Below are 13,871 nucleotides of genomic sequence, written 5' to 3' on the forward strand. Positions count from 1 at the left end.
CGACGCTGGGGACGATGGCCGCGGCCGCGTCGGTACCGGGGGCGCGGCCACGCTCTGTTCGTGAATTCCGGCGACGATGTCATCGACCAAGTGTTCGGTCGTGAGTGTAGGGCGGACCGGTCTGTCCGAGCGGCTGGTGTCCGGTGGGCGGCGTTGATCCGGTCATGTGGTGGATAGTTCCGGTCAGCTTTGCTCGGGTGGTTCCCGCCTGGTTGGTGGCGTGTCAGGATCACGTGTCTCCGTCGGCTGGAGGTGGGCGCGAGCCGGTCGGTCGGGGTTGTCTGTGCGATGCCGGGCGAGTGGTTGCGGGTGTCGTGCGTGAGGCGGGGCGCGTCGTGGCTGGTTGGGGTTGGCCTGGCCGGTGACGTGCAGGTCTTGGGATGGACGATGACGAGGGGGACTCGTGGCGTTGTCCGATGAACTCGCCCTGCCGGGCGTCGAATCCGGGCGGTTACCGGCGATCGCACGGTTCCTGACGGACAACGAGGGTTGCCGTCATCGGCGTGGAGGTCGTTGCGACCTGGCCGACCTGGCAGATCGACATGCCGTACCTGACCTGCGACCTGAGCTCCCTGTCCGAACTGGGTTTCGGGTCCGCCGCGCTCGCCCTGCCGGCGGCGCCGAACGAGGAGGGCGTCCTGTGGCCCGGGGCGATGGCGGCCCTCGCCTTTCCTGGAGCGGGCCGCGCCGAGCACCTGCTGATGGCGGAGCAGGAGCTGACCGGCGTGTGGCGCGTGGTCGGCTACTTCGCCGACCGTCTCACCTTCGCCTCGCTGACATCACTGGCCGCGCTTCCCTTCGTGGACGCCGACGTCCTCGGGGACGTCGCGCTCCCGGACGAGATCCAGGACATCCTGTCGTCGCTGTACCTGGTCAGCATCGGCGGGGCCTTCGACACCGTGACCGGGCGCTTCCGGGAGATCACGCTCGACCTGCGCCTGGACACCACCGACTGGGAACTTCTCCCGGACGTTCTGACTCTGGACGAACTACGCCTGTGGCTGCACCTGATGACCGCCACACCCGCCCCGGGCACCGCAAGCCCCGGGCCGATCGCCACACAGGCGCGCGAATCCGGCCCGCCCGGCGGGGGATTCTCGGCCGCTCCTTTGCTGCGCGGTGGGTTGTCCGGGCACTGCCGGCTCGACGGCGGTTACGTCCTGGACGCGGCGGTCTCCTTCCCCGACGCCTACCTGACCGCGGTCGTGTGGAACCCGAGCGGCGGCGCCGACCTGATCGGCGATTCCCTCGAGGGGACCGGTCTGCCCTCTGGTATCGCCCTGCGTCGCCTGGCGGTGGGCTGTGCGCCCGGGTCGGGCGTGTACACCCTCGCGCTCGCACTGGACACGAACTGGGAGTTCGCCCCCGGCCTCGAACTCACGGGACTGTCACTCCAGTTGACCCATGGGAGCGCGGCCACGGACGTGGTCTTGACCGGGTTGGTCGACCTGGACGGTGTACCGCTGATTCTCCAGGCCCGCCGCGGCGCCGACGGCTGGGGCGTGGCCGGCGCCGCCTACGGCATCGACCTGGGCGCGGTGGACGCGTTGTTCGAGACGGCGTTCGGCGTGCCCTTGCCGGGTTCCCTCGCGGGCCTGGAACTGACCGAGATTCACGTCGCGTTGAACTCCACACCCGCCGGGTCGGTCACCCTCACCGGGACGCTGCCGATGGGCGACGCCGGCAACCGCGCCGCGTTCACCCTCGACGCGCAGGTCACCAGGGACGGCGGCGGGACGCCGAACGTGACGTTCTCCGGCTCCCTGGACCTGGTCGTCGCGCTGGAGGACATCGACTACCCCATGCGTTTGGACATGGAACTGGATCACGGCGGCACGGGCACGGCATGGAGCGCCCGGTGGAACGCCTCCGACCGGGCCGTGCCCTTGTTCGCCCTGCTGGCCGCGGTCGGCGTGGACGGTATCGACACGGCGGAGCAGGTGTGGCCGGCCGCACTGCGGCCGGAGCTGCGGTCACTGGGGATCGTGTACGACTCGGTGGGCGGCCGCACCGTGTTCTTCGCCGCGGTCGACCCGCTGCAGGTCGTGGTCGCGTCCGGGCGCAACCCGCAGGGCCGCCCGGTCACCGCCGTGCAGGCCGTGGTGGCCGCCGAGGCCGGATTGTCGTCGCTCCCGCTGCTGGAGGGCCTGATCCCGCCTGCCGCGGATCTGATGCTGCATGGGGTTCGACTCCTTTACACCTCGGCCCCCGTGCCCGCGCCGCTGTGGGAGGGCCTGAACGCGGCGATCGTCGCGGCCGGGTCCGAACTGACCCTGCCCGCGCTGGACCCGGGCGTCGACGGCCTGGGCGCGGGAGCGTGGCTGGCGGTCGACTACACACTCCCGGGCATCGCGCGATCGGTGATGTCGCTCCGGCTTGCCGGACCCCGCCCACCGGTCAACCCCCAATCCCTGGAGCCGGCCCAAACCCCGTCGCCGCCGCAGCCGTCCACGGCACCCGGCGCGTGGCTGGACGTGGGTCGCGCGTTCGGGCCGCTGCACGTCGCCAGGATCGGTTTGGCCTACACCGAGGGCACGGTGTGGCTGATGGTCGACGCGTCCTTGTCCGCCGCGGGGTTGACGATCGGTGTGGCGGGCCTGGGCCTGGGCATCGACCTGAACGGTGAGGGCTCGTTCCCGGTGGAAACCCGCCTGGACGGGTTGGGCGTGGGTTTCGAACGCCCGCCGTTGCGCGTGGCCGGCGCCCTGGTCAGCCGCCCCACGCCCGAGTGGCCGGTGCTGGTCCAGGGTTCGTTGACGGTGGAGTTGGCCCCGAAGTTCGCCGTGTTGGCGCTCGGCGCCTACCAGAAGTCGCGAACCGGGGCGGTGTCGTTGTTCGTGTTCGGGCGGGCGTCGGGCCCGTTCGGGGGCCCGCCGCCGTTCCACGTGACCGGCTTCGCCCTCGGGTTCGGCTACCAGTCGAGCGTGCGAATCCCCGAACAGCACGAGATCGAGTCGTTCCCCCTGCTCCAGGGCGTGAAAGACGAGGAAGTAGACCTCCCGGCGGATCCGCTGCAGACCCTGGCGTTGCTCACCGGCGGCGAGAACCCGTGGGTGAAACCGACCCAAGGCCAGATCTGGCTGGCCGGCGGTCTGGACTTCACCTCGTTCGAGTTCGTCCGAACCCGCGTGCTGCTGCTCCTGGAGGCCGGAAACGACCTCACCCTCGCGTTGATCGGCAGAGCATCGGCGAGCTTCCCCAAGACCGGCAAGGCGTATGCGCGCATCGGCGTGGACCTGCGCGTGGTGTACCAGTCCGCGCGCGGTGAACTCGCCGCCACCGCACAACTCGTCGACTCCTACGTCATCGACCCGTCCTGCGTCCTCGCCGGCGGGTTCGCGTTCTACCTGTGGTCAGGCAAGAGCAGTCACGCCGGAGACTTCGTGATCACGGTCGGCGGCTACCACCCGGACTACCGGAGCCCCGGCCACTTCCCGGTCGTGCCGCGACTGGGGTTCGCCTGGTCGCTCGGCTCGACGGTCAACATCACCGGCGCCGCGTACTTCGCCCTGACGCCCAACGCGGTGATGGCCGGCGGCATGCTCGATGTCCGCTACCGCTCCGGGAACGTCGAGGCCTGGCTGACCGCGAAGGCCGACATCCTGATCCAGTGGGCGCCCCTGCACTTTCGCGCCGGGATCTCGGTGACCGTCGGCGCCAAGGTCAAGCTGCTGTTCACCGTACGCGGCGAACTCGGCGCATCGCTCGATCTGTGGGGGCCACCGACCGGCGGCACGGTCACCGCGAAGTTCGTCTTCATCAAGATCACCGTCAAGTTCGGCGCCTCGCTGAAGGAACAGCTGGTGCTGGAGGACTGGGCCGAGTTCGCCGGCCAACTCCTACCCCCCGACGCGCCTCGGGTTCGTCTCCGCCGGCGGCGGCAAGTGGTTCTCCCAGGGCCTGCGCCGGCCGCGCCCGGGGGCCCGGGTTGACGTGTACATCCCCAAGGTCGGCTACCTGGGCGTCGGCGAGGTCTGCGGTGAGCCGGCGCCGTTCAGGGAGGCGGTGGTCGGGGACGGCTCGGTGCGCCTGGCCGAGCAGCAGCTCGTGGGGAACTACCGCCACGTCGGGGACGAGACCGATCCCGACATGGCCGAGTACGTCCTGCCCGTGCGGTGGCTCAAGACGCTCGACCGCAGAGACAGCGTGACCGCCAAGGGCATATTTGCCCTCCAGCGCCCCATGTGCCGGCTGAGCAACGCCGCCACGCTCGCGATCCTGAACGCGGAGTTCTTCCCGGAGCGCACCACCACCTGAATGCGTGGCCTGCCCGGTCGGGTGCGGATGCTTGCGTGGTCCGGGCGGCTGGGGGCGGCGTGGTTCGACGTCCGGGAACGGGGCGAACCACCGCTGCGGGTCCTCGTCGGGGGTTCGGCGGGTGGTGAGCAGGTGTCGCCGGCAGGCGTTCCATTGGTAGTCGGTGGGGTTGCCGGGGAGGCCGACGGCTTCGTCGGCGACCAGGTCGGGGTCCTCGTCGAGTGTGGCCTCGGCGCCGGCGAGGGCCAGGCCGTGGTGTTCCGCCGGTGGGGGAAGGGAAGCCGGCCGCGTTCGAGGTCGGCGATCAGGTCGTCGACGGCGGCGGCCATGTTCCGCCGCCACGGAGTGTCGCCGTCCCACGGAATGCGGCGCACGATCCCCACGGCACATTCCGACCACTGCTGAAACAGTGACATGCGTCACGGGCGCGCGAGTGACCACGAAAGCGTTACGTCTTTGAACCGCGCCCGGATGTCGTGCTTTATCCGATTAGAAGCGATCAATCCGCTTCTCAGCTGAATTGAGAATCTCAGCGAACGGAATCCCATGCGTCGTTTTCGATGGTCAGAGCCGTTTCCGATCGCCGATCACCAATTTCGCACCACCTGGTGACCACACCACAGGCATGACTGTCGGCCCGAGTCAAGCCTCCCGTCCGGCTCCGCCCCGCACGTGGGCGCCGATACTTGCGAGCCCGTTCCCGGACTTCCAACAATGGCGGCCCGCCGGCGTCCGGCAGCCCCCGATAGCAGGACGCTACGCCGAAACCAAGTGAGGTCACGCATGCGGAAGCACCGTAGGACGCAATACAAAAAGAAGATGGTCATAGCCGCCGCCACCCTGGGCATCATCGGCGTACCCACCGCCGCCATAGCCTGCATAGCCCCCCAGGGGCCCGCCGGGACGAAGAACGTCGCGGGCGCAACGAGGAACGTCGGCAACCAGAGCACGTACCCCTCCTCCAGTCGGCCCCTCCCCGGCCCACCGGTCCCCAACTGGACGGACAGTGCGGCCGATCCAACCGGGGGAACCCAGCCGACCGCGAAGACCACTCACACTCCGCACAAGCGGAAACCCACCCGGACGACCGAGCGGCCCACCGCGACGACACCGACACAGCCTGCCGCGCCCCGGCCGACGAACCCGGTCGGCAAGCCGACCACCGAGGCAAGCAAGCCCCCCACCTCGACGAAGCCGACTACCCCGGCCGACACGCAGAAGCCGACCGCCCCGGCCGACACGCAGAAGCCGACCGCCCCGGCCGTTCCGCCCTCGGGCCCCGCCGCCGAGGTGGTGAGCCTCGTCAATCAGGAGCGCGCCAAGGCAGGATGCTCGGCACTCACCGTCAACACGAAACTGACGGCCGCCGCCCTGCAACACAGCCAGGACATGGCCGCGCACGCCAACATGTCGCACACCGGTTCCGACGGCTCCGACCCGGGCGAGCGCATCACCCGCGCCGGCTACACCTGGAAAACCTACGGCGAAAACATCGCCTACGGCTACAGCACGGCCCAGCAGGTCATGACCGGCTGGATGAACAGCCCCGGACACAGGCAGAACATCCTCAACTGCGCCTTCAAGGAAATCGGCGTCGGCCTCGCAGGCCCGAACTCCTACTGGACGCAGGACTTCGGCACGGCCCGCTGACACCACCGGCCCGCCCATACCGCCGGCCGGTTTCCAACACCCACCGCACCGGCCGGCGGATGCGGATCGCCCATGGCGCGCACTGCGGCTCGCCGCACCTCCCCGGCGCCCCACCCCCGCCCGGCACTCCGCTCCCGGACCTCGGGCCGGGAGCCTGAGAACGTCCACGTCTGCCACGGCCTGGCCGGGGTGAGCCTATTCGGCGCGGCGGGTCCGCCCAGGCCGCCGCAGGTCGTCGGCGGGCGGGCGTGCGATGAAGAGCCACGTGTGGGCGGCGATGACGATCCAGGTCCGCGGGCCGGCTGATTCGCGGTCGCGGAGCCTGGGGGCGGTCCAGCCGAGGGTGCGCTCGAACACACCGAACGTGCGCGTTGTCGAAGCTGCGCAGGAACCACTGCCGGCACCGGTCGACGTCGGCGCCGGTCGCGTCGGTCCTGAACCACCACAACCGAACCGGTCTCGGGTCGCTGCCGCCGGGCAGGTGGTCGACCTGAAGCCGGATCACCGCCCCCACCCTCACCGTCTGCATCAACTACGGCGGCCGCGACGAGATCACACGGACAGCCGCAGCTCTTGCCCAGGCAGCCCACGCAGGCGACATCGACCCCGACCTCATCGGTGAAGGCGACTTCGCCCGCTCGCGGGGCGTGTGCCGGCACCCCGACGCGGCCAAGGCCGCGCGCACGCGGACCTGTTGGCGGTGTGTCTGCGGGCGGCCGTCGTGGCGCCTCGGGCGGTGGTGTGCGGGGAATCGGCCCTCGCGCTGCACGAGCTGATCGACGACATCCCCGCCGCGGTCCACATCGCGGTGCCCCGCGGGTCGACCCGGCCGACGATCTCCTACCTGCCCACCGTGGTCGCGCGGTACGCCGCCGCGACGTTCGACGTGGGCGCCGAGCGCTTCGACGCCGCCTCCGGCGAGACGATCCCCGTGTACGACGCCGCCCGCAGCGTCGTCGAAATGCGCCATCGCGCCCGCATCGGCGAATCCCTCGCCCTGTCCGCGCTCGGCTGTCTACTCGCCGACCACTCCGTCGATCGCTTCACGCAGCAGGTCGGCGTGGCCGTTGTGCCGCGCGTACTCCTCGATCATGTGGGTGAGGACGTAGCGCAGCGAGATGGTCTCGCCTCGGAAGTCGACTGTGTCGTCAAGGGAGTTGAAGGACGCGGCGACGGCACGGGCGCGGGCGCACTCCTCGCGCCAAACCCTGAACGCCTCGCCGACATCGGCGTCCTCGACGTGGAACTCGGCGAACGTGCCATCGACCTCTATGCCGCTCCCATCGGGTGTTGATGTCGTCCCGCGCGCGGCGGACGGCGCCGGCTGCGAGGTGTTTGCGGCCGGCGCCGCAGCCGGGGACATCCCCGCGTGCGCGGGGCCGACGCCGCTACCGCAACGCAGTACGCGCCGAGCGCGGGAACATCCCCGCGTGCGCGGGGCCGATACGGCCACGATGGCGCTGCCGATGGCGAACGCCGGAGCATCCCCGCGTGCGCGGGGCCGATAACGTCGTGGACGGCCGCTGGCACATCGCAACGGGAGCATCCCCGCGTGCGCGGGGCCGATAGAGCGAACCCGGCGTACAGCGCGCACTTGCCGGGAGCATCCCCGCGTGCGCGGGGCCGATCGCACCCTGGCCCATCGAGACGAAGAGGCCGGAGGAGCATCCCCGCGTGCGCGGGGCCGATGGGAGATTACGAATCGGGAGTCCTACGCGCTCGGGAGCATCCCCGCGTGCGCGGGGCCGATTCGGGAAACGCCGTGGTCACTCGCGCGCCGGTGGGAGCATCCCCGCGTGCGCGGGGCCGATACTGGACGACCTGGGGTTCTACCAGTGGGTAACGCCGTTTTCATTCGGTTGCATCTTGCCACCCATCCGCTGTCTCCCACGAAAACCGATCGCCTTCGACATCACCGTAGTTCAACCGGCAACCCCTCCAACGCTGTTCCACGGGACGAACCCAAGGGGCCGACATCGCATCGCTGCGCCGGACCGGACGGGCGTGCCGGTCCAAGGTCCGCGCGGAGCCGACCAGACCAGGCCACGGGACAACGTGCCGGCTGAAGGAACGTCCCTGCTTGCGCGGTCCTCGTACTCGGCACACTGGCGACGGATGCTCTCCCCGCTGCTGTCAGCGTGGGAGCTGAAAGCAACAACACCGCCTACCGCCCCGTGATGGACGCGATCGAATCCGCGACGTGCACTACTCGGCGATCCGCCAGCCGCAGGACCCGCAGGAGTTCATCGCCGCCCTGCAGAAGCGGCTGCGCGACGCACTCACGGGCTTCGACCGGGCCTTGGAGCTCGGCACCACGGGCGGGGTGGAGATCACCAGGAAACACGACGAGCCGTGGAACAGGGTGTCCCCGCTGGCCAAGCAGGAGGAACCGGAGAACCTGGTCGCCCTGAAAGCCGAGATCCAGCGCCGCTGGGGGACGATCGACCTGATCGACATCCTTAAAGAAGCCGAGTTCGCCACCGGCTTCACCTCCGAGTTCACCTCGGTGGCCTCCCGGGAGGTGGTCCCACGGGACGTCCTGCGGCGCCGGCTGCTGCTGGTGCTGTTCGCGCTGGGCACCAACATGGGCATCAAGCGGGTGGTGGCCACCGGCAAGCACGGCGAGTCCGAGGAGGTCCAGCGCCGAATCCGGCACCTGTTCGTGAACCGGGCCAACATGAGGGCCGCGCTGATCAAGCTGGTCAACAGCACCTTCGCGGCCAGGGACGAGGGCTGGTGGGGCGTAGGCACCGCGTGCCCCTCCGACGGCCGCAAGTTCGGCGCCTGGTCCAGCAACTTCATGACCGAGTGGCACCAGCGCTAGCGGGGACCCGGCGTGATGATCTACTGGTACGTGGAGCGCAAGTCGGAGTGCATCTACTCCTAGCTCAAACACTACTCGGCCGTGCTGGACCCGGTCGACGAGGACGGCGCGTTCGCGGTGCCCGGGACGTGGGGCGAGAAGATCTACGACAAGTCGCTGCTGCTCGGTACCCGGGACGAGTTGCGCGAGCGTCCGGCCATCGCCGTGCCCGAGGACGTGCAACGGGTGATCGACAACGTCTACACGGACGCGTTCCTCCTGGGACCGGCGGCATCGTCCGGCGTCTCGCCGGCGCCGGACGCGGCTGCGCGCGCCGCGGCGGAGCGTCGCCGCGTCGCCCGTGAGGCCGCCGAGCGTGCCCTGGCGAACATGGTGTCGGTCAAACCCCCGCACGAGTCCCGCCACGACCTGCAGCAGCGCTTCAGTCGGGGCACCGGCTTGATCGACGAGGCCCTGATCACCACTCGTCTGGGCGCCGACTCGGGGCAGTTGGTGTGCGTGTACGAGCAGGGCCACGACCGCTGGAGCCTGGACGAGGCCGGCGAGGTCCCGGTCCCGGCTGGGGCTCGGCCCGCGCGCTGACCCGCGAGCGGCTGAAGGCGATCGCGGCCTTCATGATCCCCACGCCGGGGTCGTGGCCGGCCGCCGGCGCGGATCTGGCCGAGCTGCCGCGGTCGTGGCAGCGCAGCGCCGTCGCCCGGTACTGGGTGGTGCTTCCGATGCACCGCACCGCGCGGGGGACCTGGCGGGGACGGTTGGCACGCGGACCGGTCGCCTACGACGGCGAGCGCGGGCCGCGCGAGGTGGAGGAGTAGGTGCGGGCGTCGGGCGCGGGGACGAACGGGCGGCGCACGGCAACGGCCTGTGTCTTTGGGGGAATCGCCAATCGGGTCCGCGTGGTCGGTGCGCTTCTGTAGCGTGACGTGACGTCGCCCTTGGGTGTCGCGGCCGTGTTCATGGCCGAGCCGCGGCATGCCGGAAGGACGTCGACCGTCGAGTCGTCGACGGCGCGCCATCGTTTGCCGGCGTCGCGACCCACAGCGCTCACACTTCCGAGGCACCCGGAGAGGGGACCACCGTTGTCGATGGCCGGCACCGCGCCGGCCTGCACACCGTGCTGGCGTGCGGCGTCGGCGCGGAGAAGCCGAAGGAGCCCACGGACCCGAACGAGCCGTGGGACACCAACGCCATGGTGTACGTCCCCGGCACCGCCATCGGCGAACTCGCCTCCATCGCGGCCGAGTTCCGGGCCGAGCTCTCAGGCGCCAAGGACGGCAGGAGCATCAAGCCCAAGGACAAGGGCGTCCTGCCCGCCGACCGAATCGACGCCAGGCTGCGCTCGCGCAACGGCGTGATCAACCTCTTCGGCCGCATGCTCGCCGAGATCGACGACGCCAAGGTCGACGGCGCCGCCCAGGTCGCCCACGCGTTCACCACCCACGCCACCGACACCGAGATCGACATCATGCGCGTGGTCCAGGACGACACCGGCGTCGATGCCGTCGTCGAGGCCCCCGGCGGCGGCGAACAACGTGTCGCCATCTCCACCGCCGCCCTCAGCTGTCTCCTCCTGGCCCCGGCACCTCCATCACCGCCCGCGCCCTGAGCACCCTCGCCCGACACGGCACCACCGTGCTGCGCGTGGGCGTCGGCGGCGTGCGCTGCTACGCCGCGATCGCCCCGACCAACGCCACCAGTCGCCGGCTCGAACACCAGGCCCGCTCCTGGGCCGATGATGCCACCCGTACCGCCGTCGCCCACCGCATGTACGCGCTCCGCTTCAGCGCCGCGCCCGCCGGCGCCACGATCACCCAGCTGCGCGGCTACGAGGGCGACCGGATGAAGGCGCTGTACAACGACGACTTCAAGCGCGTGGAATCGCACGACTGCCCGATGTCCACCTGCGCCGCCCCCGCGGGCTCCCCGTGCCGGACCGGCAAGGGGAAGGTGGCCATCCGGTACCACACCGCCCGCTTCCGCCTCGTACCCCAACTCGCCAAGGCGCTGAGCGTGCCGACGCCAGCCGTACGCAAGCCGGGGTCCGTGTGGGCCGAGCTGCCCCAGCCGGTGAGCGCCGGCGCCGAACCGGTCGGGCACGTCCGCCTCGGGTACGCCCGCGCCTCGACCGCCCGGCAGTCCTTCGACGCGCAGCTCGACTCACTCGCCGAGGCCGGACTGACGCGCATCTTCTCGGAGAAGATCTCCACCCGCGCCACCCGGCGCCCCGAGTTGGAGGCCGCCGTCAAGCTCGCCGGGGAGATCCGTTCCTCCGGCGTTCGCCGTCACCCTCGTCGTCCACGAGCACAAGCGGCTCGGCCGAGGCATCGAACTCGCCATGCTCGCCGAAGAGCTGAAGGCGAGCGATGTCGGGCTGGAGTTCCTCACAGGCGAACTCAAGGGCTCGCACGACCCGTCCGGGATCGTGTTCACGGTGCCGGCCGCGATGTCGGGCATGGAGCACGAGTACATCCGCGACCGCACCCTGGAGGGCCGTGAGTCCGCCCGCAAGCGTGGCAAGACGATCGGTGGCGTGGGCGTCACCGACGAGTCGATGCTTTCCATGGCCCTCCACCTGCGCGAGCAGGAGATGAGCCTGCGCGACATCGCCAAACGCCTCGTCATCACCACCGGCACGAAGAAAGGCCGGCACCCCTCACCCGCCACCGTCATGCGCATGCTGCGTGAACACGACGAGCACACAACCGCGATGGAAACCACCGGCTGACCCGCGGCCCAGCCCTTGATGCCGACTCCGCGAGATGAGTGATCACCTCGTGCCCGTCTTGGCTTGTGCGCCCACCAACTACCAGTAAGGCCCGTGGGGATGGGCGCCGCGCAAGAGGCCAGTGATCGTCACGGCGGGGGTTGAAAACACCCAGGCAGGCTTCGGGCGGAGACGGCGCGGCATGGTCTCACCAGGGAATCGGCCCGTCCTCGGCCAAAAAGGCGCCCGTCGGGCCGTCTTCGCCCGCCGTCGCCAGGTCAACCGCCAGGGCCGCGCCCTCCTCCGCCGTGCGTATCCCGGTGTGGCGGTTGAGGTCGGTCGCGCAGTAGCCGGGACTCACCGCGTTGACCAGGATCCCTTCGGCGCGCAGTTCATTGGCGTAGAGCACGGTGATCGCGTTCAGCGCGCTCTTCGAGGTGCAGTAAGGGAGGAGGATCGAGGAGTAGGCGGACCACGGGCTGCGCGGGTCGGCCAGGTGGGTGAGGGAGCCGAGTTCGCTGGACATGTTGACGATGCGTGCGGCGGCCGAGCGGCGGAGCAGGGGAAGCATGGCGTGGGTCACCGCGATGACGCCGAACACGTTGGTCTCGTAGACCTGGCGGACGGTAGCGGCTGGGGTTTCACTCGGTTTTTGCGGTCCGGCGGCGATCGCGGCGTTGTTGACGAGGATGTCGAGGCGGCCGAACGTGGCGTCGATGTGCTGGGCGGCGGCCTGGACCGAGGTCTCGTCGGTGACGTCCAGCGGAACGAACCGTACGTCGGCGCCGCCCGCGCGAAGCTCCTCGGTCGCCGCCTCGCCACGCTCGGCGTTGCGGGCGCCGATCAGCACGGTGATGCCGAGGGCCGCGAGCCTGCGCGCCGTTTCCTTGCCGATGCCCTTGTTCGCGCCGGTGATCAGAGCAGTCTTCTGCGAAGTCGTCATGGTACCCAGCCTCCCCTCACCCACGGGCGGCAGGGAAAGACCAGAAGACTCTGGATCTATAGTCCACGGATATGAGTGAGCTGGAGGTGCGGGAGCTGAGGTACTTCATCGCGGTCGCCGAGGAACTGAACTTCAGCCGGGCCGCGCAACGCCTGGGGATGGCGCAGCCCCCGCTGTCGAAGGCGATCGCTCAGATGGAGTCCCGGCTCGGGGTACGCCTGCTGGAGCGCACCACCCGGCAGGTGAGGCTGACCAACGCCGGTCAGGTGCTGCTCGACCAGGCCCGGATCGCGGTCGACGCGGTGCACGCGGCGGCCCGGCGAGCACGCCGGGCGGGTCAGCCGACACCCCAGCTCGTCGTGGCGGTCAAACCGGGAGGCGATGCCGGGCTGCTGCGGGAGATCCTCGCCGCCTACCGGGGAAGGGGTTCGCATCTGCCGCCGCCTGAAGTCGTCGTCGGCGGCGGCGGAGAGCCGATCGCCATGCTGCGGGACGGCCGTGCCGACGTAGCGCTGCTGCGCAGCCCGTTCGACGGTCAAGGGCTGGATTCCCAGACACTCGTGGTCGAGCCGCGACTGGCCGTCCTCCCCGCCGCGCACCGCCTGGCCGGACGCCGGCGACTGCGGCTGACCGACCTCAAGGGCGAACCGATCCCGCGCTGGAAGGGGGCCGCCCCCTCCACCACCGCCTACTACACCGGCTGCGACGGCGCAGAAGAAGCAGGCGATGGCCACACAGGCTCGGCGCCGGCTGACACTCCTGAGGGGCCGCTCGTGGCCGGCGTCGAGCAACTCCTGGAGGTGGTCGCGCTGGGGCAGGCGGTGGCGTTCCTGTCACGCTCCACCACCGAGCGGCACCAGCGTCCGGACATCGCATACCGGCCGGTCACCGGCCTCAGCCCCAGCGCGGTCATGGTCGCCTGGCCGGAGACCTCGCGATCCGCAGCCGTCGCCACCTTTGTCCAAGCCGCCCACGACGTCGCCACCCACCACCCTGACCACATGACCGCACTGGCCTGACCGGCGTACTCAACCCCTGGTCGCGCCGACCACGCGCTTCTTTCCTCGCCCCGATAGCCAGACAGCAACCGGCGCGAAGAATGGCCAGCTCCCACCCGTCACCGTCATGCGCATGCCGCGGGAACACGACCAACAGGCAGTGATGACAACTGACCGACACATCGGCCGCGCCACAGCCGGCCCGGCCGGCGCCTCCCAACCACGCGACCGCCCGGGCGGATGGAGAGGTTTCCCGGCCGGGATCGGCAGGTGACCGCCGGACCGGATCGCGCCGGCGAGTACGAGCGGGGACGATCTCCCGATCCTCTCCGACGTGGCCGTCCACGCCACAGAGCCCAGCAATTGCGTCCGAAGCCGAGTACCGCGCTGCGGGACACCGGCGAGGGCGGCTCCGAACCGCCCCGCCGGCCAGCCCGGTTCCGGGCCGACTCGGCCGCCTCGGGCCGGGCGGGTGTGCACACGGCCGTGGAAGCA

11 protein-coding genes and 1 CRISPR repeat array are annotated in these 13,871 nt (G+C 70.4%); of the genes, 9 read left to right on the forward strand and 2 right to left on the reverse strand.

Going from position 1 to position 13,871, the window contains the following annotated elements:
- Positions 1-503 precede the first annotated feature (503 nt).
- The 3 genes from ABZS54_RS17530 to ABZS54_RS17540 all read left to right on the forward strand — a co-directional run bounded on the left by ABZS54_RS17530 (position 504) and on the right by ABZS54_RS17540 (position 5,907).
- Positions 504-3,932, forward strand: a complete 3,429-nt coding sequence (locus ABZS54_RS17530) for a DUF6603 domain-containing protein (RefSeq protein WP_355536061.1) — start codon at positions 504-506, stop codon at positions 3,930-3,932.
- 1 nt (position 3,933) lies between these two features.
- Complete coding sequence (locus ABZS54_RS17535) at positions 3,934-4,257, forward strand: hypothetical protein (RefSeq protein ID WP_355536064.1); 324 nt, start codon at positions 3,934-3,936, stop codon at positions 4,255-4,257.
- Between the two features lie 819 nt (positions 4,258-5,076).
- Positions 5,077-5,907, forward strand: coding sequence for a CAP domain-containing protein (locus tag ABZS54_RS17540; protein WP_355536067.1), 831 nt, complete (start codon positions 5,077-5,079; stop codon positions 5,905-5,907).
- 1,015 nt (positions 5,908-6,922) lie between these two features.
- On the opposite strand, the gene ABZS54_RS17545 is transcribed toward ABZS54_RS17540, so the two are convergent.
- A complete protein-coding gene (locus ABZS54_RS17545; protein WP_355536144.1) occupies positions 6,923-7,180 on the reverse strand; it encodes a DUF664 domain-containing protein in 258 nt (85 codons plus the stop codon).
- Positions 7,181-7,261: 81 nt separating this feature from the next.
- Positions 7,262-7,718: a CRISPR direct-repeat array (repeat unit 28 nt; unit sequence GGAGCATCCCCGCGTGCGCGGGGCCGAT).
- A gap of 389 nt (positions 7,719-8,107) precedes the next feature.
- Here ABZS54_RS17545 and ABZS54_RS17550 point away from each other — a divergent pair.
- The 5 genes from ABZS54_RS17550 (at position 8,108) to ABZS54_RS17570 (ending at position 11,456) form a co-directional block, all read left to right on the forward strand.
- Entirely contained in the window at positions 8,108-8,731 is a 624-nt protein-coding gene (locus ABZS54_RS17550; RefSeq protein WP_355536070.1) for a Tn3 family transposase, read from the forward strand.
- 81 nt (positions 8,732-8,812) lie between these two features.
- Complete coding sequence (locus ABZS54_RS17555) at positions 8,813-9,313, forward strand: hypothetical protein (protein ID WP_355536073.1); 501 nt, start codon at positions 8,813-8,815, stop codon at positions 9,311-9,313.
- Positions 9,314-9,345: 32 nt separating this feature from the next.
- Positions 9,346-9,546: a hypothetical protein gene (locus tag ABZS54_RS17560; RefSeq protein WP_355536075.1), complete on the forward strand. Its 201-nt coding sequence runs from the start codon at positions 9,346-9,348 to the stop codon at positions 9,544-9,546.
- Between the two features lie 299 nt (positions 9,547-9,845).
- Positions 9,846-10,337, forward strand: a complete 492-nt coding sequence (locus ABZS54_RS17565) for a type I-E CRISPR-associated protein Cas7/Cse4/CasC (RefSeq protein WP_355536078.1) — start codon at positions 9,846-9,848, stop codon at positions 10,335-10,337.
- Between the two features lie 729 nt (positions 10,338-11,066).
- Entirely contained in the window at positions 11,067-11,456 is a 390-nt protein-coding gene (locus ABZS54_RS17570; RefSeq protein ID WP_355536081.1) for a recombinase family protein, read from the forward strand.
- 187 nt (positions 11,457-11,643) lie between these two features.
- On the opposite strand, the gene ABZS54_RS17575 is transcribed toward ABZS54_RS17570, so the two are convergent.
- Entirely contained in the window at positions 11,644-12,378 is a 735-nt protein-coding gene (locus tag ABZS54_RS17575) for an SDR family oxidoreductase (protein WP_355536084.1), read from the reverse strand.
- Between the two features lie 71 nt (positions 12,379-12,449).
- On the opposite strand from ABZS54_RS17575, the gene ABZS54_RS17580 reads away from it, so the two are divergent.
- On the forward strand, positions 12,450-13,397 hold the full coding sequence (locus ABZS54_RS17580; RefSeq protein WP_355536087.1) for a LysR family transcriptional regulator: 948 nt from the start codon (positions 12,450-12,452) through the stop codon (positions 13,395-13,397).
- Positions 13,398-13,871 lie beyond the last annotated feature (474 nt).

It is taken from the genome of Embleya sp. NPDC005575 (assembly GCF_040605455.1).
In the GTDB taxonomy this organism is placed as follows: Bacteria; Actinomycetota; Actinomycetes; order Streptomycetales; family Streptomycetaceae; genus Embleya.